Source organism: Streptomyces sp. NPDC046876, from assembly GCF_040645035.1.
Lineage (GTDB): Bacteria > Actinomycetota > Actinomycetes > Streptomycetales > Streptomycetaceae > Streptomyces.
In genome coordinates, this window is the sequence record NZ_JBEYXK010000114.1 from 1 (window position 1) to 20,652 (window position 20,652).

Annotated in this window: 22 protein-coding genes and 3 pseudogenes; 15 read left to right on the forward strand and 10 right to left on the reverse strand. The window is 70.2% G+C overall.

What is annotated here, in order from left to right:
• Positions 1-121 precede the first annotated feature (121 nt).
• The 4 genes from ABZ924_RS33610 to ABZ924_RS33625 all read right to left on the reverse strand — a co-directional run bounded on the left by ABZ924_RS33610 (position 122) and on the right by ABZ924_RS33625 (position 3,511).
• The gene (locus ABZ924_RS33610) at positions 122-913 is read right to left on the reverse strand and encodes a fused MFS/spermidine synthase (RefSeq protein WP_361918537.1); all 792 of its coding nucleotides are present in this window, start codon (positions 911-913) and stop codon (positions 122-124) included.
• Positions 914-1,013: 100 nt separating this feature from the next.
• Complete coding sequence (locus ABZ924_RS33615; protein ID WP_361918483.1) at positions 1,014-1,874, reverse strand: patatin-like phospholipase family protein; 861 nt, start codon at positions 1,872-1,874, stop codon at positions 1,014-1,016.
• Between the two features lie 186 nt (positions 1,875-2,060).
• A complete protein-coding gene (gene tuf / locus ABZ924_RS33620; RefSeq protein ID WP_361918486.1) occupies positions 2,061-3,242 on the reverse strand; it encodes an elongation factor Tu in 1,182 nt (393 codons plus the stop codon).
• A 113-nt stretch (positions 3,243-3,355) separates the two neighbouring features.
• The gene (locus tag ABZ924_RS33625) at positions 3,356-3,511 is read right to left on the reverse strand and encodes a hypothetical protein (RefSeq protein ID WP_361918489.1); all 156 of its coding nucleotides are present in this window, start codon (positions 3,509-3,511) and stop codon (positions 3,356-3,358) included.
• Positions 3,512-3,705: 194 nt separating this feature from the next.
• On the opposite strand from ABZ924_RS33625, the gene ABZ924_RS33630 reads away from it, so the two are divergent.
• On the forward strand, positions 3,706-4,431 hold the full coding sequence (locus tag ABZ924_RS33630; RefSeq protein WP_361918492.1) for a VTT domain-containing protein: 726 nt from the start codon (positions 3,706-3,708) through the stop codon (positions 4,429-4,431).
• 48 nt (positions 4,432-4,479) lie between these two features.
• Positions 4,480-5,358 carry an undecaprenyl-diphosphate phosphatase gene (locus ABZ924_RS33635; protein WP_361918495.1) on the forward strand — a complete coding sequence of 293 codons (879 nt, stop codon included), beginning with the start codon at positions 4,480-4,482 and terminating at the stop codon, positions 5,356-5,358.
• Between the two features lie 65 nt (positions 5,359-5,423).
• Here ABZ924_RS33635 and ABZ924_RS33640 read toward each other — a convergent pair whose 3' ends face one another.
• The gene (locus ABZ924_RS33640) at positions 5,424-6,161 is read right to left on the reverse strand and encodes a MazG-like family protein (RefSeq protein WP_361918498.1); all 738 of its coding nucleotides are present in this window, start codon (positions 6,159-6,161) and stop codon (positions 5,424-5,426) included.
• A 429-nt stretch (positions 6,162-6,590) separates the two neighbouring features.
• On the opposite strand from ABZ924_RS33640, the pseudogene ABZ924_RS33645 reads away from it, so the two are divergent.
• The 4 genes and pseudogenes from ABZ924_RS33645 to ABZ924_RS33660 form a co-directional block, all read left to right on the forward strand.
• Positions 6,591-6,770 (forward strand): annotated as a pseudogene (locus ABZ924_RS33645) (DUF317 domain-containing protein); the annotation flags it as partial.
• Positions 6,771-6,811: 41 nt separating this feature from the next.
• Positions 6,812-6,968, forward strand: a pseudogene (locus ABZ924_RS33650) (transposase); the annotation flags it as partial.
• A gap of 1,010 nt (positions 6,969-7,978) precedes the next feature.
• A complete protein-coding gene (locus ABZ924_RS33655) occupies positions 7,979-8,791 on the forward strand; it encodes a cutinase family protein (RefSeq protein WP_361918501.1) in 813 nt (270 codons plus the stop codon).
• A gap of 318 nt (positions 8,792-9,109) precedes the next feature.
• Positions 9,110-10,066: a hypothetical protein gene (locus ABZ924_RS33660; protein WP_361918504.1), complete on the forward strand. Its 957-nt coding sequence runs from the start codon at positions 9,110-9,112 to the stop codon at positions 10,064-10,066.
• Between the two features lie 23 nt (positions 10,067-10,089).
• Here ABZ924_RS33660 and ABZ924_RS33665 read toward each other — a convergent pair whose 3' ends face one another.
• Both ABZ924_RS33665 and ABZ924_RS33670 read right to left on the reverse strand, forming a co-directional pair.
• Positions 10,090-10,542, reverse strand: a complete 453-nt coding sequence (locus ABZ924_RS33665) for a hypothetical protein (protein ID WP_361918507.1) — start codon at positions 10,540-10,542, stop codon at positions 10,090-10,092.
• 121 nt (positions 10,543-10,663) lie between these two features.
• Positions 10,664-11,440 carry a site-specific integrase gene (locus ABZ924_RS33670; protein ID WP_361918509.1) on the reverse strand — a complete coding sequence of 259 codons (777 nt, stop codon included), beginning with the start codon at positions 11,438-11,440 and terminating at the stop codon, positions 10,664-10,666.
• Between the two features lie 79 nt (positions 11,441-11,519).
• Between ABZ924_RS33670 and ABZ924_RS33675 the strand changes: the two genes are divergently transcribed.
• On the forward strand, positions 11,520-11,948 hold the full coding sequence (locus ABZ924_RS33675; RefSeq protein ID WP_361918511.1) for a hypothetical protein: 429 nt from the start codon (positions 11,520-11,522) through the stop codon (positions 11,946-11,948).
• A gap of 55 nt (positions 11,949-12,003) precedes the next feature.
• Entirely contained in the window at positions 12,004-12,261 is a 258-nt protein-coding gene (locus ABZ924_RS33680) for a hypothetical protein (RefSeq protein WP_361918514.1), read from the forward strand.
• Positions 12,262-13,165: 904 nt separating this feature from the next.
• On the opposite strand, the gene ABZ924_RS33685 is transcribed toward ABZ924_RS33680, so the two are convergent.
• Positions 13,166-13,693, reverse strand: a complete 528-nt coding sequence (locus ABZ924_RS33685) for an HNH endonuclease (protein ID WP_361918540.1) — start codon at positions 13,691-13,693, stop codon at positions 13,166-13,168.
• A 79-nt stretch (positions 13,694-13,772) separates the two neighbouring features.
• Complete coding sequence (locus ABZ924_RS33690) at positions 13,773-14,093, reverse strand: hypothetical protein (protein ID WP_361918517.1); 321 nt, start codon at positions 14,091-14,093, stop codon at positions 13,773-13,775.
• A gap of 586 nt (positions 14,094-14,679) precedes the next feature.
• Between ABZ924_RS33690 and ABZ924_RS33695 the strand changes: the two genes are divergently transcribed.
• The 6 genes and pseudogenes from ABZ924_RS33695 to lnt all read left to right on the forward strand — a co-directional run bounded on the left by ABZ924_RS33695 (position 14,680) and on the right by lnt (position 18,739).
• Entirely contained in the window at positions 14,680-14,850 is a 171-nt protein-coding gene (locus ABZ924_RS33695) for a hypothetical protein (protein ID WP_361918520.1), read from the forward strand.
• Between the two features lie 14 nt (positions 14,851-14,864).
• A complete protein-coding gene (locus tag ABZ924_RS33700; protein ID WP_361918523.1) occupies positions 14,865-15,608 on the forward strand; it encodes an aminoglycoside phosphotransferase in 744 nt (247 codons plus the stop codon).
• A 446-nt stretch (positions 15,609-16,054) separates the two neighbouring features.
• Positions 16,055-16,186, forward strand: a pseudogene (locus ABZ924_RS33705) (undecaprenyl-diphosphatase); the annotation flags it as partial.
• 150 nt (positions 16,187-16,336) lie between these two features.
• Positions 16,337-16,504 carry a hypothetical protein gene (locus ABZ924_RS33710; RefSeq protein ID WP_361918543.1) on the forward strand — a complete coding sequence of 56 codons (168 nt, stop codon included), beginning with the start codon at positions 16,337-16,339 and terminating at the stop codon, positions 16,502-16,504.
• A 70-nt stretch (positions 16,505-16,574) separates the two neighbouring features.
• The gene (locus ABZ924_RS33715; RefSeq protein WP_361918526.1) at positions 16,575-17,063 is read left to right on the forward strand and encodes a nuclear transport factor 2 family protein; all 489 of its coding nucleotides are present in this window, start codon (positions 16,575-16,577) and stop codon (positions 17,061-17,063) included.
• A 47-nt stretch (positions 17,064-17,110) separates the two neighbouring features.
• Positions 17,111-18,739, forward strand: a complete 1,629-nt coding sequence (gene lnt / locus ABZ924_RS33720; protein ID WP_361918528.1) for an apolipoprotein N-acyltransferase — start codon at positions 17,111-17,113, stop codon at positions 18,737-18,739.
• On the opposite strand, the gene ABZ924_RS33725 is transcribed toward lnt, so the two are convergent.
• Positions 18,663-19,568, reverse strand: coding sequence for a Gfo/Idh/MocA family oxidoreductase (locus tag ABZ924_RS33725; protein WP_361918531.1), 906 nt, complete (start codon positions 19,566-19,568; stop codon positions 18,663-18,665). The two genes, lnt and ABZ924_RS33725, sit on opposite strands and share 77 nt — an antisense overlap.
• Before the next feature lie 171 nt (positions 19,569-19,739).
• Here ABZ924_RS33725 and ABZ924_RS33730 point away from each other — a divergent pair, with 171 nt between their 5' ends.
• Positions 19,740-20,252, forward strand: a complete 513-nt coding sequence (locus ABZ924_RS33730) for a hypothetical protein (protein ID WP_361918534.1) — start codon at positions 19,740-19,742, stop codon at positions 20,250-20,252.
• The last annotated feature ends 400 nt before the right edge of the window (positions 20,253-20,652 follow it).

The following is a 20,652-nucleotide window of genomic DNA, read 5'->3' on the forward strand; positions in this document are numbered from 1 at the left end:
TTGAGTGCGGGGTGTTCTTAGGTGTGATCTTCCGATCCTCAAACGCCGGCGAGGCTGGGTTCGCCGACCCCCGCTTCGAAAGCGGGACGCGGTCGGCTTCGGAGGGCGGCGGGGGTGGGGTTCAGCCGAGGGTGAAGGCGCCGGACGGGGGTGGGGGGGAGGGCACCGCGTCGGCGTCGGCCACCGGCACGGCCCCGCGCGCGAAGCGGGCCAGCTCCGCCCCCGCCTCCACCCGGGCGGGAAAGGCATCGGCCGCGCACCGCCGCCCCAGCGCGGCCACCGGCAGCTCCCGGTCCGAGGCGAGCAGCACGGCGTTGCCGAACCGGCGCCCGCGCAGCACCCCCGGCTCCGCGATCAGCGCGAGCTCCCCGAACACCGCCCGGAAGGTGGCCAGCTGGGCCCGCAGGAAGTCGAACGGCGCCCCGTCGGCCAGGTTCGCCGCGTACACCCCGCCCGGCCGCAGGACCCGCGCCGCCTCCCGCGCGTACTCCACGGAGGTCAGCTGCGCCGGCACCCGCGAGCCGCCGAAGACATCGGCGACGAGCACGTCCGCACTGCCGGACGGCGCCTGCGCCAGCCAGGCCCGCGCCTCCGCCGTGTGCACAGTGATCCCCGATCCGGCCGGCAGCGGGAGGTGCTCCGCGACCAGGTCCACCAGCCCCCGGTCGAACTCGACGACCTCCTGGCGGGAGCCCGGCCGGGTCGCCGCCGCGTACCGGGGCAGCGTCAGCGCGCCGCCGCCCAGGTGCAACAGGTCCAGCGCGGCGCCCGGCTCCGCGGCGCAGTCCAGGACGTGCGCGAGGCGGCGTGCGTACTCGAACTCCAGGTGGAAGGGATCGTCCAGGTCCACGTACGACTGCGGGGCGCCGTCCACGGTCAGCAGCCAGGCCCGGTCCCGGTCCACGTCCGGCATCAGCTTGGCGGTGCCCTGGCCCACGTCCCGGATCACCGGGATCTGTTCGTCGCTCACGGCACCATTGTCCGGCAGCGGGGCGACCCGCCCCGCCGCGCCCTCAGACCGCCGGACCCGCCCAGACGGCGGCCGCCTCCGCGGCGTGCTCCGCGGCCTGCGCGAGCCCGGCGCGCGCGGCCGGGTCCCGCCGCGCGGGGTCCAGTACGTTGCGCCCGAAGGCCTTGCGGGCCTGCGCGGACGGGGTGATCAGCAGCACCCGCGCGCCCGCCGCCCGCAGCTTCGCCGCCTGGGCGGCCGGCGAGGGGACGAGCGCGGAGCCGAGGGTGATGGGTGCGACGATCACCACGCGGGAGTATCCGGCGGCCAGGTCCGCGTTGGTCGCCGAGCGGATCCCGCCGTCGATGAACCGCCGCCCGCCGACCGTCACCGGGGGCCATACGCCGGGCACGGCGCAGCTCGCCGAGACCGCGTCGAGCAGTGAGGCCCCGCTGTCCTTGTCGAAGGCGGTCAGCTCGCCGGTGAGCGCGTCGACGGCGGTGACCACGAGCCTGCGCCCGGGCCAGTCGGGCGAGCCGAGCCGCGCCCGCAGCACCGCCCGGCGCTCCGCCTCCCCGCCGGTGTCGGCGGCCAGGGCGAGGGCGCCGACCCGTCGGCGGTAGGCCACCGCGTCGGTGCGCGAGCGCAGCATGGCGACCGCGTACCGGGCGATGAGCCCCGCCCCGAACCGGGCCACCGGCTCGCCGGCGGCGTCGCCGAGCTGGCTTTCGTACAGCTCCTGCGGCGTGAGCGGCCCCGAGACCAGCTGGGCGCCGACGAGCGAGCCGGCCGAGGTGCCGACGACGAGGTCGGCTTCGCCGGCCAGGTCCACGCCCGCCTGCGCGAGCCCGTACAGGATCCCGGACTCCCAGCCGACGCCGGTCAGCCCGCCGCCGCCCAGCACCAGTGCCGTACCGCCGCCCATCCCGTCCGCCCTCCGCCGCCGCGTCCGTGTCGAGGGCAGTCTCGCCCACCGGGCGGAGCGCCCCCGCGGCGGGGTGGGCGGCCCGGGCGCCGGGCCACCGCGGGGATACCCCGGCCGCAGCCGGGCACCCCCGCCGGTCCCTGGTCACAGGTCACGAGTCACGGGTCACGGGTCACGCGTGACCGTTCAGTCGAGGACGGTCGTCACCGTCCCCGCGCCCACCGTCCGCCCGCCCTCGCGGATCGCGAAGCCGAGCCCGGCCTCCAGCGGCACGTCCCGCCCGAGCTCCACGGTCATCGTGACCGTCTCGCCCGGCCGGGCCACCGCCGCCCCGCCCAGGTCCACGTCGCCCACCACGTCGGCGGTGCGGATGTAGAACTGCGGCCGGTAGCCGGTCGACAGCGGCGTCGTGCGCCCGCCTTCGCGGCCGGACAGCACGTACACCTGCGCGGTGAAGCGGCGCCGGGGCACCACGCTGCCGGGCGCGGCCACCACGTGGCCGCGGCGCACCCCGTCGCGCGGCACCCCGCGCAGCAGCAGCGCCACGTTGTCCCCGGCCTCGGCGGACTCCATCGGCTTGCCGAAGGTCTCCAGGCCGGTCACCACCGTCTCGACGGGCTCGCCGTCGCCGCCGAGCACGCCGACCCGGTCGCCGATGCGGACGGTGCCGCGCTCGACGGCGCCGGTGACGACGGTCCCGCGGCCGGTGATGGTCAGCACGTTCTCCACCGGCAGCAGGAAGGGCGCGTCCGTGTACCGCACCGGCATGGGGACGTAGGTGTCCACCGCGTCGAGCAGCGCCTCGATCGCCCCGGTCCACCGCGGGTCGCCGTCGAGCGCCCCGAGCCCGGAGACGCGTACGACCGGCGCGCTGTCGCCGCCGTAGCCGTGGGCGGTAAGCAGCTCGCGGACCTCCAGCTCGACGAGGTCGGTGAGCTCGGGGTCCCCGGCGTCGGCCTTGTTGAGGGCGACGACGATGTGGTCGACGCCGACCTGCCGGGCGAGGAGCACGTGCTCGGCGGTTTGCGGCATGACCCCGTCGAGCGCGGAGACGACCAGGATCGCCCCGTCGAGCTGGGCGGCGCCGGTGACCATGTTCTTGACGTAGTCGGCGTGCCCGGGCATGTCCACGTGGGCGTAGTGCCGGGTGTCGGTCTCGTACTCGACGTGGGTGAGGTTGATGGTGATGCCGCGCCGGGACTCCTCCGGGGCCCGGTCGATCCGCTCGAACGGCACGAAGTCGGCGCCGCCGCGCTCGGCGAGGACCTTGGTGATGGCAGCGGTGAGGGTGGTCTTGCCGTGGTCGACGTGACCCATGGTGCCGATGTTCAGGTGCGGCTTGGTGCGCACGTAGGCCGTCTTGGCCATGATGTCTCTTCCCGTGTTCTTCGGTGCTCTCACAACCGGCCGGAGCCGGAACGGGACCCCTGGAAACGAGCCGACCCTCCCCCTGTGGGGCCCGCCGGACTGTCCGGGAAGGGTCAGCTTCGTGCGCCGTCGACGGCGGCGAGGGCCAGTGCCAGGGCGAGGGCGAGTGCCGGTGCCTGCGCCTGTGCCTGTGCCTCGAAGAGAAGGACGGCAGCCTTCGGCGCGTCCGCGACTGCGGACGGCGCTGCGGGGAAGGCGTGCCGGAACATGGGGCCGATCCTGCCGGACCGGCGGCGGCCCGTCGAATGAATTTCCGCGCGCCCGCGGGCCCTTGGGCGTCCCGGCCGCGAACGCCGGGCGCGAACGACGGGCGCGGACCCTGCGGTGCGCGGGTCGCCGGCCGTTCCTCCGCATGAGGCCCGGATTACGGCGGCCCGCCGCCCCCGTCGGTTACGCTCCCGGGATGTCCCTCCTCCTGGCGCCGTGGATCCGGCTGGCGCTGCTCGCCGTGCTGCTGGCCGCGGCCGGCGCGTGCGCGCTGCTGTACGAGCCCCAGCGCCTCCTCACGGAGGGCCTGCCGCCGGGTCTGCCGAAGGGCGCCGCGGCGCTCGTCTTCGCTGCCGCGTACGGCGTCGGCACGGCGGCCCTGGTCCCGCGCCCCCTGCTCAACCTGGCCGCGGGGGCCCTGTTCGGCGCCCCGCTCGGCCTGGCCGCCGCGGTGGCCGGATCGGTGCTCGGCGCCGGGATCTCCTTCGGCCTCGGGCGGGCCCTGGGCCGCGACGCACTGCGGCCGCTGCTGCGGGGGCGCTGGCTGCTGGCGGCCGACGACCAGCTGGCGCGGCACGGCTTCCGCTCGATGCTGGCCGTGCGGGTCTTCCCGGGGCTGCCCTTCGCGGTGGCCAACTACTGCGCGGCGATCTCCCGCTGCGGCTGGCTGCCCTTCCTGACGGCCACCGCGATCGGGGTCGTCCCGAACACCGCCGCGTACGTCGTCGCCGGGTCCAGCGCCTCCTCGCCGGGCTCGCCCGCGTTCCTCGCCTCGTTCGGTTTCATCGCCGTCTCGGCGGTGGCCGCGGCGGTCGTCGGCTGGCGCAAGCGGCACCGGTTGGCACCCGCGAAGACGGCCGGGGAACCCGAGCCCCTCCACCTGCACCCCCCTGTGGTCGGAGCCGCTTCCCACGGGCCCTAGCATCGGACCCGAACTTCCCGACGATCACAAGGACGAGCGCACCCCGACATGAGCTGGTTCGAATCCCTAATCCTCGGTCTCGTCCAGGGGCTTACGGAGTTCCTCCCGATCTCCTCCAGCGCCCACCTCCGGCTGACCGCGGCATTCGCCGGCTGGGAGGACCCGGGCGCGGCCTTCACCGCGATCACGCAGATCGGCACCGAGGCCGCCGTGCTGATCTACTTCCGCAAGGACATCGCGAAGATCATTTCCACCTGGTTCCGCTCGCTGTACACCGCGTCGCTGCGGTCGGAGCAGGACGCCAAGATGGGCTGGCTGGTGATCGTCGGCTCGATCCCGATCGGCGTGCTGGGCCTGACGCTCAAGGACCAGATCGAGGGCCCGTTCCGCGATCTGCGGGTCACCGCCACCACGCTCGTCGTGATGGGCATCGTCCTCGGCGTCGCCGACCGGCTCGCGGCCCGCGACGAGGAGGGCGGCCGCCACCGCGCCGTGCGCGAGCGCAAGACGCTCCGGCAGCTGAGCGTCAAGGACGGCCTGATCTTCGGCGTCTGCCAGGCGATGGCCCTGATCCCGGGCGTCTCCCGGTCGGGTGCGACGATCTCCGGCGGCCTGCTGCTGGGCTTCACCCGCGAGGCCGCGGCCCGCTACTCCTTCCTCCTCGCCATTCCCGCCGTCCTGGCCTCGGGGGCGTTCGAGGTGAAGGACGTGGTCGAGAGCCCGGGTCACATCGTCTGGGGTCCGACCATCTTCGCCACGGTCATCGCCTTCGTCGTCGGCTACGCCGTCATCGCATGGTTCATGAAGTTCATCACAACCCGGAGCTTCATGCCGTTCGTGGTCTACCGGATCATCCTCGGCATCCTGCTGTTCGTGCTGGTCGGAGCCGGTGTGCTGAGCCCGCACGCGGGCGAATCCGGCGGCTGAAACCGGGCCGCACAGGTAGTGCTATCTAGCATTTCCTAGCACCTGATTGCAGCATCACACCATGATCATCTCCCTCTTGTCTCCCACTCATCTCCCACCGGGAAGCCGGGATACGACCCACTAGGACGCGTGCGTCCGCAAAGTAGGGGATGACGCGGAAGGGCCCCGCACGGCAGTGCGGGCCCTTCCGTACAGAGGGTGGAGCGGGTCAGCTGAGTTTCATGTCCGGCCCAGGCCGTGTCCCTCGCCCCGAGGAAACGCAGCCGCTCGTCCATCGTGTCCCAGGCATCGCCGGTGAGGTCGTCCAGTGCGGCGGCGGCAGTGAGGATGAGCCGGCCGAGGCGCGCCTCCACGTCCTCCCACGTGTGCGTGATCTCAGCCACCTCACCGCGTGGGCCGGTGCCCAGCGCGCCGTACACGGCGGTGGCGATGGCGCCCATGTCGCCGCTGATCGCGAGGACCTGGAGGAGCCGGATGTCCCCGGCCGCCGTGATCTCCTCCTCCACGCGGCCCTGGAGCTGCTGCTCCACCACGGTCGCGCCATCCCCGCTCAGGGTGTCCAGGGCGACCATGGCCGTCACGATGACGTCCGCGAGTTCCTTCGCCACGTCCCCCGACCTGTGCGACGCACCCTTGCGCGGGTTGGCGCCGAGCGCCCCGTGAAGGACGTCCGCGACCTCGCCCAGCTCCTCACTGATCTTGAGTACGCGCAGGAGCCGGGCGTCCTCTACCGACGTCGGGGCCGCGTCCGCGTCGAGCCACTTCCGCAGCCGCGTCACGTAGTCCCAAGTGTCAACCTTCATGCCGTCCTCCTCGGGTGGTTCCTGCAGCAGGGGCAGAACAGCGCCGGCGCCGCGGCGTCCGCGGCGGCCGGGTCGGTCACGTCCAGCGGCGCCCTGGCGTTGAGCGCCAGGGCGACCGTCGCGTGCACGTACCGGCAGTCGGCCAGGCACCCGGCGAGGGGGCCGGAGACGTGGGCGTGGTCGTAGCGGTAGCCGTCGCCGGTGTGATGAGTGGACTCACCACGCCAACGGCGACGGGCCCTGCTTCGTCACCACACCCGCTGACCAGCCCATTTCACCCACCAGCACAGGATGAAAGAGCCTCACTGAGACGCGGGCGACCGTCACCGCCGACACCCCCGTCCCCCTCATCCACGCGATCACCGACCACCTCGACGTCCCGCTCCCGGTGGACGCAGCAGAGCCCCACACTCCGCTGAAAGAAGCTGGCTGGTCCGCTGCCAGCCCCCGGCCCGCACGGCGTGGCAAGCCCCAAACCGCAGCGCCGCCTTCGAGTACCTGCCGCACGTGACCGACGACCGGTGGACCGTCTTCGGCGGCGACGACGCAAACCGACCCGCCTGGTCCATCCGCCTCTCCGCAGGCGTGCCCCACGGCCTCCTCGTCCAGCTCACCGCCGCAGCGGTCGAGGTCGCTTCGCCTCCGCCCACTACGGCAAGGCTGAAGCACGAGCATGGGCCGGATGCATCCACGACTGCAGGCCGTGAGCCCTGGCTGGATCACCACGGCGAACTCCCGGTGCTGCACGGGACATTGAGCCGTCTGAAGGTCGAGCGCCTGCCTGGCGACCGCGACCAGAAGCCGGTGTGCCAACCGATGACCGTCAGCTCAGACCGAGGACTGCTGACACGTTGTCCGGCAGCTACGCAGAGCAGGTTCGACGCGGCGTTGGTAGCCAGTACCAAGCGAGCCAGAAGCCCAGATGCGAGCTTGTTCAATACACCTTAGGTTGGTGGTGAGAAGCCATGCTGGCCAGCGGACGAGAGTAGTTATTCCGTGATTCCACTATTGCGCCGGGAGTCACCATGCCTGGACGCGCGTTCTCACTCGCCGCGACAATCGCTCTGGCATTCGTGTTCACTTTTCCCTTGTCTGTAGCGGCTGCGCCAGCGTCCACGTCGCAGGGTTCCTCCGCCTCGGCAGCGAAAGCACCAGATCCGGCCGTGCTCCATCCGATGTCAAAGCGGACATTCGACGCTGCCTGCAAAGAGCAGGGCTACGCTCGGGGCGTGACTTTGATCGGGAGCAATGCGTACTCCATACGTTGCGTCAATGAAGACGGGAGCTTGCAGACGTTCCGTCCCCGTGAAGAGATTCACAACTTCGTGGCGCAAGCCTGCCAAGACGCCTATCCCGACATACGGGTGACTGATCGACTGGCCACCGTGGGAGGCACCTACAAGGCTTGGCAATGCGCGGATTACGGGTCGTACGCCGGGATTCCAGATCTTAAAGGGTGGTGCGAGTCCAGGGGGCTCCAGCTCATTACGAGCTCAAATTACCGGTACCCGGCCTACAAGTGGTTCTGCGCGAACTCGTCCAGGACGAGAGTCGATGGAATTCCGATAGACCAAGTCTGCACATGGCAGTTCGATGAGTCCGCTCTCGACCGTGTGTTCAACGTGTACGGGAAGACTATCGAGAACGCATGGGACTGCTTCTACACCGAGGCATGACCGAGCTGTTGATGCCCGCCAACCCGGGCACCTGGACCCCATCAGGTGCCGGAACCGAATCTAAGACCCGTCCTCCTGGGCAGGACCAACTCGCAGAGGCTCCGCGTCATATGAAATCCTCCGTTGACGGGATGATTCGTAATGATCGGAAGACTGGCCAGGTTCTTCGGGGCGACTCTCCTTTTCTTTGGAGTCGCGACGCCTCACTCGGCCGCTGCAGCCGAACCCGCCAGACAACCCACGCAGCCCATCGAGTGCCGAGAGATCTACTTCTTCGGCGGACACGGCCTTGGTGAAGGGGGAGTGGAAGATTGGGGTGAAACAGTCCAAGACATATTTGATAAATATTTGCGAGGTATACATGACGCCGACCCTGATGTGGCAGTCGGCGGCGAACCCATCGGATACCCAAGGACGGAATTCCCGGATTGGGTACAACTTGTGCGAGAGCGGTTCAGTAGCGGACAGGAGGAGGTAATCAATGGGGCTATAGCGCTGAACAATCAGCTCACCGAGAGGTATAGAGCCTGCCCCAACGAGCACTTTGTTCTTACCGGGTATTCGGAAGGGGCTTGGGTGATACACCTATACCTCAAGAATCTTGGCACTAGAGTCCTCGATAGGATCGCTGGTGTCGCGCTTCTCGGTGATCCGCAATACCGCGGAACTGGAGCCATTCCCAAGTTGTACCCAAACCATGCGATCACCCCTTACTTCCCTCCCGCCATCGAGGATAGGGCCGCCAGTTGGTGTGTCTCGTACGACCTTACAGAAGCAAAGCGCACTGTATTTGATCCCGTCTGTCACTACTCTGGGATTGGCCCTGGATCAGACCTAGCGAACTGCCTAAAGGCGGTCAAGGAAGAGCTCGATAACGTTTGGTGCCCGCACCTTCGCTACGTGGAGACGGGCGGAACCAAGCGGGCTGCCAACTTCCTTGTATCTCGAAGCTGAGGATGGATCGAACATCCAGCATAATTCTTCCTATACTTCGCATGCATAGACGGTCCCTGCGGTGTTCGCTGTACTGCGCTTTGATACCCGTACTGAATCCTTGGCAGTGGCGCCAGACCTTAAAATTCCGAGGGGATCGATTCAATGTGGAGTACCTCCTGGCGACATGCCTCTGCAGTTGTAGCTGCAGCCTGCGTTCTCGCCACAGCTTCAACTCTGACTGCCGGGCCGCCATCTGCTCAGGCTGCGGCACTTCAAGCCCGGCACAGCGGCGACTTCCTGGAGTCAAAGGCGTATTCCAAATCGCTGCCGTACAGAGTGGTTGACTGGGAGAATCGCAATTACAGCCTCACTTGCGACGACATAGTCGACAAGCCGGTCAAGGCGGAGGTGCGCAACGCTAGGGGAGTCGTAAAAGGCGATGATATTGGCGGGTATGACCGCTGGGAGGTTGAGGTCCAGCGAACCGCCCAAGGCAGCTTGCCAAGCCTCGGTAGAGTGACTGCTGTGCTGTTCTATTGCTCTCCGCAACCGAGTAACTTTTTCGAGCAAGAACTGCGCGTCTACCGTACCGATGACGGCAGCGAGATAGGTCGCACACCCACTTTTGAGACCCCTGAATTGCCACCCCAGTACCAGCCGAAATCTTTGGTCTTCAAGGACAGCCGCCTCGCCGCTGATGTCAAGTTCTATGGACCTGACGACAGCCATGCGGATGGACCCTCAATACTCCGTCATGTCACCTGGACGTGGAGGGGCAGCCACTTCATCACACACGTGGCGGACACGGGTTCGGAGGACCGTGGGGCGGTAGACCTGAGCCGCCAGGCCATCACCGTCAACGGAATGGGTCCTCTAAAGATTGGCATGAGCCGCGGCGACGCGGCGAAAGCGATCGGATCACCGATCCCAGGCAAGGAAGGCAGAAGAGTCTGTACAGACTTCAGCGTGGAGGGAGGGCCGGAAGGGCTCCTTCTACGCTTCGCATCTGACCGCCTTGTCGCGATCTACGTGATACCACCGGCGAAGAATATCTCGACGCGCTCAGGCATCCACATCGGCAGCACTCGAGACGATGTACTCGATACGTACGCTGGAGAGATCACAGCTACAACCCCCGACTACGGCGGTGAGGAGCTCGTTTTCGAACCAGCCGCTCCGGAGTTCAAGGGCAAAGTCATCATGTTCAGCATGAACAACGATGCCGTCGAAGCCTTCATCGCTGGTGAGCGTGACTGGGCAAGGTTTGCCCCCTCCTGCGGAGTTCCCGAGTAACAGTCGTCCGCGGTCACGTGCGGTCAATCGGGGGCGGCGAGCTGGGCCTCGAGGTCGGCGACGCGCCGGTCCTGAAAGCGGAGGTTGGAGCGGGCTGCCTTGAGTCGCTCGTCGAGGGTGCGGTTGTCGGCGGTCAGTTGGCGGACGCGTTGTTTGAGGGTGGTGTTCTCGGTGGTGATCCGTTGGATGGCTTCCTCGGTCCACTCGGCTTCCAAGTCGCTGATCTGACCTAGGAGTTCGCCGATTCGGGTGCGCTGAGCGAGGATCTCGGCGTGCGCCGTCTTGAGGGCGCCCTCGGCATTGAGCGCGCGCTCGCGCGAGGTCGCCTCGCGCTCGTCGTCCTGGTCGGCGAGCGTCAGGGTCCGGCGTTTGTCGGCCTCGTCCATCGCCGAGGCGATGGCGTCTCTGGCCTCGGGGTTGTCATAGAGGAAGGTGCGCGAGACGTCCGCCCTGCGGGCGACGGCGGCGACGCTCACCCGGGCCTTCTCGCGCCGCAGCCGGCGATGGCCTCGCGAACGCGCTCGAGGGCGGCTTCGGTCCTCTGGCGGCGGGCCGTCAGGGCGGCGGCCGTCCGTGGTGTGTGCACAGCGGCAGTGTTCATGCGACTTCCTGTTCGGGGTCGGCGTCCTCCGCTGTGCACGTATCGCTGTCCTCGCTCTCCTCGTCGCTGCCTGCGTCGGAGAGGTCGGCGGCGCGGAAGGCGGTGGACCATACGCGGTCGAAGTAGTCCTGGGGTTTGCGCAGGTCCAGGGCGAGAGCGTCCTCCAGGAGGCCGAGGCCAGCCAGGGCCTCCCCCAGGCCGACAATGGCGCGGGCTGTGGGTTCGAAGTAGCGGTGGAGGTAGTCGGCGGTGGCGTCGTCGGGGGCGCGTTCGGCCAGGAGCTGCCACTGCTCGCGTTTGCGGCGCCAGTAGAGGAGGTCGGCGCCGGACAGGACGAACTTGTCGCAGTTGTGGCAGTCGAGGTTCCAGGGGCAGGCGCCGCCGTCGTCGACGGGCTGGAAGGTGCAGAAGCCGCCCTCGGCGGGGGTGCTGCGGCGGGACAGGTCGATGGCGAGGGCCTGGGCCTGTTCGCGGGTGAGCGGGGTGGTGTCGCTGGTGAGGAGTTCGCCGGGGTGAGTGGTGCCGGGTCCGGCGACCCAGACGTGTTGGAGGACGTTCTCCAGGTCGCTGCTGGTCAGGTGGACATAGTGCTCGGCCATGCGGTCGGAGATGTGGCCGAGGTAGCGGCGGATGTGATTCAGGGTGGCGCCGTGCCGCAGCAGCCGGGTGGCCAGCGTGTGCCGGGCCTGGTGGGCGACGTAGTAACCGCCGAGGTCGAGGTCGGCGATCCAGCTGCGGAAGCCGGTGTGAAAACCAGGTGTAGGACAGTGCACGGCGCCCGTCGGGGTTGAGGCTGTGGGTGGGGAACAGGGCCAGGTGGGAGCGCTCGGCGGGAGTGGGCGGGCGGCCGGCGTGGTGGTCGGCGAAGTGGGCCAGGGTCTTTTGGCGGCGTTCTTCGAGCCGGTCCAGGAGCCGGTCGGGGATGCGGACGGCCGCGTTCAGGTTGCCGACCTTGGTCTGGTCGTGCCAGAGCAAGGGCAGCCCGCCGTAGCGTCCGACGCAGTCCAGCCGGAGCTGGATGACCTCGCTGGCGCGCCGGCCGGTGACGATGATGGTCTCCCACATGTCCCGCAGGCCGCGATCGTGCGGGTCGTAGCGGTCGGCGAGCTGCTGCAGGTTGGCCTCGTTGGCCAGGGCGCGCGCGACCTCGTCGGGGAAGGGGCTGCGGCTGCGGGGCGTGCCCGGGCCGCCGACCGGCATGGCGGCGATGAAGGCGCGGTCCAGGCCGATCTGCTCGGCGCTGCCGCGGTCCAGCGCGCAGCACGGCCCGGCCGTAGTTGAACACCATCCGGCGCATGTTCTCGGTGACCTTTGACTTCCTGCCGTCCAGGCGGGCTTGACCGCGAAAGGGCAGGCCGAGGCGTTCGCGGTTGCGCAGGTCCGCGACGAAGTGGTGCGTGTGCTCGCCGCGCAGCACGGTGGGGTCGTGGCCGCCGCCGGGCGCCTCGGCCTCCAGAAACGCGGACCCGCGCGGCGTACGAAGTCCACCGGCTGGGCGCTGCGCGGGCAGGTGGGCGAGCGCAGCACATCGGCGATATGGTCCCCCAAGAGGTCGCGCAGCCACCGCTGGGAGATGCAGGTCAGGTCGATGTAGCTGGAGCGGTGGGGGAAGCACACCCCGAAGTGCTCGGTCTCGATGTAGCCGGCGTCACGGGTGTCGGAGGGGGTGAAGTAGACCTTCCGCAGGGCCGGTTGCATCTCCTGGACCATGCGCTGGTGGTAGGGGCGGCGGAAGACGGACGCCTCCAGGCCAGCCAGGAAGTCCACGTCGCGGCGCTGACACTCGTCCGCGAGCGACTGCACCCACGTCAGGTGCCACACGGCGATGGGCTGCAGGCCGTGGACGTACATGCCCCACTGGAACTCCGCCCGCAGCAGCGGCAGCCCCCGCAAGTTGAGCTGCCCGGTGCGGTGCATCGGCAGCTGTACGCGGCACCAGGCGCGGAAGGCGACCTGGTCCTCGCAGGTCACCGGGACAGCGCGGCTCATCCCACGCACCTCCGCCTCGTGCCACTGGTCGGCGTGCACCGGGCACATCGCGTAGCACCGCCAGCAGGGCCGCGCGCAGTCAAAGACCGCGCAGGCCCAGGGATAGACCGGGTGGCTCGGCGGGATCTTCAGCACCCCGCCGCGCAGCACCGGATCGAACTCGGGCCCGCCGATGAGTGCGGTGAGCACCTCCAGCCGGTCTTGCCGCGCGCGGGCATCCTGCTGCGGCAGCAGTGACGGCGCTGTCGCTCGGCCTCACCCCAGACGGTGCGTAGAGCGGCATCGAAGGCGGGGTCGTGGATGTCGACGTGGCCGTAGACCTCGGGCTTCGGCCGTGATGTTCTGCGGCAGGAAGCGCGTCTCCTTGGCCAGGCGTTCGAGTAGAAGCATACCCAGCTCAGGAGAGGGGAGGGTGCGCAGGGCATCCACCGGGATCGGCGGCGTGGTATTCGCGGTCACGGCGAAGATAATCGCCAACGATGTGTCTCGCCGCCGGTTTCCAACAGCCTCTACTCGTCGTCGGGGATCTCTTCGATCACCTGACCAAGGTACTTTCGTGTCACCCGGTAGCGCTTCGGCTTCGGCTTCGGTGGTAGGGCCCAGCCGTTGGCCTTCGCCTCCGCGATGGAGTCAGCCGTCCAACCCCGCATGACGCTGATCCAGATCGAGTCAGATGTCCGATGCATCCAGTAGCGGTCGAAGAACCAGTCACTCCGGAGACCATCCGTGATCTCGGCCTGGACCGCGTCAAGGCGATCGAGCAGCTCCGAGCAGACCTGTTGCGCTTCCTCGAACGCGCCCCGGAGGGTGTGGCTGTTCCGGCGTCTGGTTCGCAGCGGCCAGCGTTCCCGGAATTCCTTCTGCACCGCCCACTCGATCGGGGTTTTGTCGTTTTTCGTGTCGTTGCACCTGTCGCACGCCGGAACCAAGTTGTAGTAGTGGTCCGACCCGCCCCTGGACCACGGTATGACGTGGTCCATCGTCTCGGACGCGCCGCCGCAGTAGACGCACTTCCCGTCGTTTGCCGACAGGACCATGAGCCACACCCAGGTGTCCTGCCTCTTTCTCCCCACCCAGTGACCTCCGCCACTCCATATCGCCCAGCCGTCGAGCGAGCTAACGGATACGAGACCTGGCCCGCGCCTCAGCGCGGGCGAATGCCGGCCTTGCGAGATCGAGGGTGTTCCCGAGAACCGTGACGAACCCGTTCACCTGCTGCCGGGCAGCCTGCTCCTGGTTCGTCGGCAGCTCGAAGATGTCCGCCATGCCACCGGCCTGCGAAGCCCAGTCGGCGCGAACGCCCTGATACTCCTGCCAGTTCTGGCGGTTCTCCTCGCGCGCGCGACGGAGCACGTGCTCAGCCACCCCCTCGAAGGCCAGGACTTCGTTGACCTGCAACTGAAGTTCCCACATCGCCACGGCCTGGTCCGTGGTCATAGGCGCGACCGCTGGCCCAAGCCGCGAACGATTTCGGGGAGTCCCCGCGCCCGCCATGGACTGGCAACCGCACTGAGAGCGTCCGCGATGTTGTCGAAGTCCGGCTTCCGGCTCTCCTCCCCGTCGCGGATCCACTGTTCTGCGATCTGGCGCTAGCCGATGGTCGCCGCCGGATCTGCGAACTGCGCGACGACCTTGTTCGCGGTGCTCCTACGCCGCGGTCCTGAGCCGATGCCGACACTCTGTGCCCAGGTGCGAAGCGCCCTACGGGCTTGGACGTCGGGGACGACGGTATCGTTCATACACCACATGTAAAGAACCAGTGCCGGGCCTGGGGAGTCTCCACCTGGAACCCGCTGCCGCTCATTGGCGCGGCCACCGGCCTGCCGGCGGAGCCGGACGTGCTGATGGTCCGTGCTGGCCTCGCCGTCCGCGGCCCCATCCTCGAATCGGCCGAGCGGCTCACGGCCGAACTGGGGGCGAGCGACCGCTGGGGTATGGCACCCTTTGCGGGCAACCCGAACGATCCGGTCTGGGGGGAGTCGACGCCACCGTGTTCTTGGAACCCGGACAATCAGCCTCCCCGGTGCAGGCCGGACTCGCCGCCGCGTTCGCCCTGCCCGCCGTCTCCCGGATCGCCGTGGGCACCTCCAACCCAGAGCATCTCGACGAACTCGTCGCCGCCCTCCGGCATGCGGCCCACACGCCCGTCGTCGACGAGTACCGGGAGCTGCTGCGCGCCGGGACCGAACGGTAGGGACGGAGACCAGCATGCCCAGCCCCACCATGGACGACCTACGGACGATCCCGCACGACGACGTCCTGGCCGACGACGAGAAGCGCAGCGGCCGCGTCCTGGACCGCGACAACGGCCACTACAGCCGCTATAACGGCACGGCGGGATTCCCGACCAGCGAAGGCACGTGGGTACGCCTTGCCTGGTGTCGGCCCGGACAGCTCAGCACGGCGGCGTGGACCGGCATCGAGGCGTCCGTCGCCATCACCGGCGTCCCCCGCCCCGAATGGTACGCCGGAGCCCAGTGGCACGACGCCGAGCGCGGCGTTGTCTGGCGGGTCGACGAGATGAGCCGTGGCACCGACCCCGCGGTCTCCGCCACCGGCACCGTCGACCAAGACCCGCCCCTCCCGAGCTGCTGGTGGACGGAACTCCGCGCGGCCCTGGACACCCTGGCCGGGCACGACACGGACCGGGTGTGCATGCGGCAGGAACACCTGACAGGGCGGATCCGCGAGGTCTACGGCGACACCGTCGACACCACGATCACCGCTGGGCCTGCGCGCACGGCGACATCGGTATGGTCCGCATCCCTGACCCTCCCAACGCTCGCTGCTCAAGTCCTTGCCGAGTTCCACGACGTCCTCGACACCCGGCCCGGCCGCCTCTCCCGGCTGATGCTGTGCGCAAACGTCGAACGGCCCACCGCCGCTCGGGCAAGACGACACCGCTTACCGCGCCGGCACAGGAAACAGCGCGGCAGCTGCTCCCCTCCCTGACTTGAGATCACGGGGCGGGCAGGCGGCGAGCCGCCTCCCGCCCCCACACTCATAGCCTTGCACTCCGAGCCGTCGAGCTGCTCCGGCCTCGACAACCACATGATCACCGGCACCGTGCCTGCACTGCTTTCCTGTCCGACCCGCCATAGAGCAGTCGATGACGACACATCACACGCGAGGGCCACGAACCGGACACTTCTCGATCACGCAATGACCCTGCCGTGGAGACCCGCATGGGCCACGAGGTCGCCGGCGTGGTAGGTCTCTACTCGCACGTTCCCCTGACTATGGAGCAGGAGATTGCCGATTCGCTGCAAACCAGGTGGCTGCGCTTCGTGGCCGGCGAGGGAGAGCACTGGAAGGTGCCATCCCCCACTGCTCTCCCATTCAATCTTGATGAGTGGTGGAAACAGCAGGTCAGAGCCGCTCAGAACCTCGACTTGAACTGGTTCATGAAGTTCATCTCCACCAAGAGCTTCATGCCGTTCGTGATCTACCGGATCGCCCTGGGCATCGCCCTGTTCGTGCTGGTCGGCACGGACGTCCTCAGCCCGCACGCCGGCGAGTCCGCCGGATAGCGTCGCGCCCGGCCCCCCCTCCCGGCCCTCACCCCAACGCGTGAACCGCCAGGCCGCCCGGAACGTTCCCGGGCGGCCTTTGCGTCGTTGTGCCCGGTGAGACCGCAAAAGACCGGAAGGCAACACAGCAGGGGGTGTCCCATGGGCCGCGTGGTGTTGGAGCGTTTCCCGGCCGGGAGTCCGCGGGGAAGCTGGCCCGCCGAGGAGTACGCCGCGCAGCGGCTGCGCGAGGGCGTGCCGGCCGAGGTGGTGATGGACCTGGCCAGCGATGCGTTCCTGGTCGTGGTTCGGCAGCGGGAGGGGCATTCAGGCCACTGATCCGGCCCGGAGGCCGCCGGTGGCGCGCACACCCCTTGGCCTCGCGGCCCGGGGCCCCCACACTGACCCGATGACGCAGCGTGTGGACCTCGCCACGGTCATGGACCGGCTGGCGATCGACGAGGTGGTCACGGGGTACGCGGTGGCCGTGGACGACGGCGACTGGGCGGCGTACCGCTCGCTGTTCGCGCCCGGCGGGCGGGCCGACTACACCTCCGCGGGCGGGATCGAGGGGCCGGCCGGCGAGGTCGCCGAGTGGCTCGCCCAGACCATGGAGCTGTTCCCGGTGCGCCAGCACCTCATCGTCAACCGGCTCGTCCGCTTGGAGAACCGGGTGGGCTGGCCGGCCGACCTGGCCGAGGTCCGGGCGGACTTCGTCAATCCGATGCGGCTCGAGGCGGGCGGCGCCAAGGGCGGGGCCGGGGCCGGTACGGCCGCCACCGCCCCCAATTTCACCGCCGCCGGCCGCTACACCTTCGCCCTGGCCCGTACCGCCCACGACGGCTGGCGGCTCACGCGGGTCACCGTGCACGAGAAGTGGCGGCACCTCTCCCCCTGAGCGGCCCTCAGCCCGGCCCTGTCCCACACTGAGAGCGGAGGCGCGTCATGCTCACGAGGCGGACCAGGTGCTGGCGTGCGGCCGCCGCGGTCGCCGCCGGGGCACTGCCCTGCCTGGCCTTCCCCGCCCCCGCGCTGTGGTGGTTCGCGTACGTGGCCCTCGTGCCCTGGATGCTGCTGCTGAGGACGGCTCCGACCGGGCGGCGGGCGGCCCTGGAGGGCTGGCTCGGCGGCGCCGGGTTCATCGTGGCCGTGCACCACTGGCTGCTGCCCAGCCTCCACGTGTTCCTGCTGCCGTTGGCGGCGCTGCTCGGCCTGCTGTGGATCCCCTGGGCACTGCTGGTGCGCGAGCTCCTCGCGGGGAGTCCGCGGCCGGGGCGCGCCGGGGCCGCGCTGCTGCTCGTACCGGCGGGCTGGCTGCTGTCGGAGCTGGCCCGGTCGTGGCAGGGGCTGGGCGGGCCGTGGGGGCTGCTGGGGGCGAGCCAGTGGCAGGTGCCGCCGGCGCTGCGGCTGGCCTCGGTGGGCGGCGTGTGGCTGGTGAGCCTGCTGGTGGTGGCGGTGAACTGTGCGGTGGTGCTGCTCCTCACCGCTCCCGGGGCCCGGGTGCCCGCAGTGGCCGGGGTGACGGGGTGTGCGGTGCTGACGGGGGTGGTGTGGCTGTGGGTGCCGCGGGCCGAGTCGGCGGGCGGTTCGGGGACGATGCGGGTGGCCGTCGTCCAGCCGGGCCCGGTCGCCGACGGCCCGGACAGCGCCGAGCGGCGCTTCGCGCTGGAGGAACGGCTGACCCGCACCCTGGCCGGGCAGCCTGTGGACCTGGTGGTGTGGGGCGAGAGCAGCGTGGGCGCGGACCTGGCGGCCCGCCCGGACCTGTCCCGCAGACTGGCCGCCCTGTCGGCGGAGGTCGGTGCCCCGCTCCTGGTGAACGTCGACGCGCGCCGTCCGGCGGTGGCCGGCACCGGGTCCGGGTCGGGCACCGGGTCCGGCACCGGCACCGGCATCGGCATCTACAAGAGCTCCGTGCTCGTCGGCCCCGGCGGCCCGACCGGCGACCGGTACGACAAGATGCGCCTGGTCCCCTTCGGCGAGTACATACCGGCCCGGTCCCTGCTCGGCTGGGCCACCTCCGTCGGCAGGGCCGCGGGCGAGGACCGCCGCCGCGGCGCGGCCCCGGTCCTGATGGGCCTCCCGGGGCGGCCGGACGTCCGGATCGGCCCGCTGGTGTGCTTCGAGTCGGCCTTCCCCGACATGAGCCGCCGCCTGACCCGCGACGGGGCGGCCCTCATCGTCGCCCAGTCGGCCACCTCCACCTTCCAGAACAGCTGGGCTCCGGCCCAGCACGCCTCGCTGGCCGCCCTGCGCGCCGCGGAGACCGGCCGCCCCGTGGTGCACGCCACCCTCACCGGCATCAGCGCCGTCCACGCACCGGGCGGCGAGCAGATCGGCCCGGCACTGTCCGGCACCGCGCGCGAGGCGCACGTGTACGAGGTCCCGCTCGCCCGGGGGACGACGCTCTACGTCCGCTTCGGCAACTGGCCCGCGGGCCTGGCCTTGGTGCTGCTGGCCGCGTACTGCACGGTCGCGGGAATCCGCTCCCTCGGACTCAGAAAGCCTGCTCCAGAGCCGACAGCACCACCCGCTCGCACAGCTCGTGGGTCAGCAGCGCGTCCCGGGCGCTGAGCGGCTTGCCCGCCTCGACGGCCTCCAGGAAGGCGTCGACGACCTGCTCGATGCCGCGCTGGCGGGCCACCGGCACCCAGTCCCCGCGGCGGCGCACCGTCGGCTGGCCGCGGTGGTCGATGATCTCGGCGAGGTTGACGACCTGCCGCTTGGTGTCCTGACCGGAGACCTCCAGGATCTCCTCGGTGGAGCCGGACAGCCGGTTCATGATGCCGAGCGCGGTGAAACCGGCGCCGGACAGCGTGAGCACGACCTGGTGCATCAGGCCGTCCTGCACCACGGCCCGGACGTCGATGTGGTCGGCCTCGCCGGGCAGCAGGAAGCGCAGGGTGTCGACGACGTGGATGAAGTCGTCGAGGACGAGGGTGCGCGGGTCCTCGGGCAGCCCCACCCGGTTCTTCTGCATGACGATCAGCTCGCGCGGGTGGTCGGCGCACTGGACGTAGCCGGGCGCGTGGCGGCGGTTGAAGCCGACGGCGAGCGGGACGCCGCGGTCCTCGGCGAGCTCGACCAGCCGCCGCGAGTCGTCGAGCTCGTAGGCGAGCGGCTTGTCCACGTACGTCGGCACGCCGGCCTCGATCAGCCGCGCGACGATCTCGGGGTGCACGGTGGTCGGCGCGTGCACGAACGCCGCGTCGAGGCCCTCGGCGAGCAGCCCGTCGAGGCCGGTGTGGCGCCGCTCCACGGGCACGTGGTGGATCTCCCCGATCCGCTCGAGCGTGGCGGGGGTGCGGGTCTGCAGGTGCAGCTCCAGGCCCGGGCGGGCGGTCAGGACGGGCAGGTACGCCTTCTGGGCGATGTCGCCCAGTCCGATGACGCCGACCTTCACCGCATACCTCCTGGTTGATCCTCGGGGGACCTCCGCAGCTTAATCCCTGGCGGCGAGGGCCGGGTTGGCCGAGGAGCCGCGCGGGTGTCCGGCGGATGCGTGTCACCCGTGCGGGGTCAATATCGGCTCCGGGTTTTCACAACGGGGTGCTCGCACAGCAGAGTTGCCCGGGTGCACACCACCCGAACATCGACGAAGCTGCTGCTCTCGGTCGCCGGAGCCGTCTCGGCCGTCTCCGGCTGCGTGAACGTGACCCCCGCCTCCATGCAGCCGGCGGGCGCTCCCGGGACGACGGGGGCGCCGCCGCCCCGGCACGATCCGAGGGGCGGGCCGGGAGCGGCGGTGGAGGTGCAGGCGCCGGCGCTGGAGGCGCTGAAGGCGGTGCCGCGGGAGCCGACGGCTTCGGCGACGGGGACAGGCCGGGCCCCGGGGGGCGCGGCCGCCCCGGCCGCTGCGCCGCCGGTCCCGGACATCCCGGAGCCGCGCAAGCCGGCCGAGCGGGCTGCGGGGGGCAAGTCGGCCGGGGCTGCGCAACGGCCGGCCGCGCAGGCCGAGCTCCCGCGCGAGGTCATGGACCAGCTGCCGGTCCGCCCGGCCGACGTGTGCGCCCTGGGCCGCACGCACGGCCGCTGGACCCCGGACAGCCCGGAATCCCGAATCTGCGAGGACGTCCGCACCCCCTGACCCCCGCCTCCGGCGCGGCGCGCCCCGCCCGTGCCTTGGCCTTCAGCAGGGGCCGCGGCCGCCCCCTCGCTTCGGCGCGGGCGGACGCCGAGCTTCCCCTCACCGTCGAAGTCGCGGGGCGCATCCCGCCCCCGCTACCGCAGCGGGAGGCGTTCCCATCCTTGCCCCCTGTCACAGCGGGAGGCGTTCCCGCCCTTGCCCTCGCTGTCGAAGCCGAGGGTCTCGGCACATCCAGCCTCGCCGCCGTTTGAGACGGGGCGGCGGGCTTCGCCGACGCGTGGGACGGGGGTCCGCCATTTCCAGCCTCGCCGGCGTTTGAGGCGCGGGTCCGGGCGGAGCCCGGTGCCCGGCGGAGCCGGGTTTCTTGGGGCTAGCTCTCGGAGGGTTTCGCGGAGGGCGG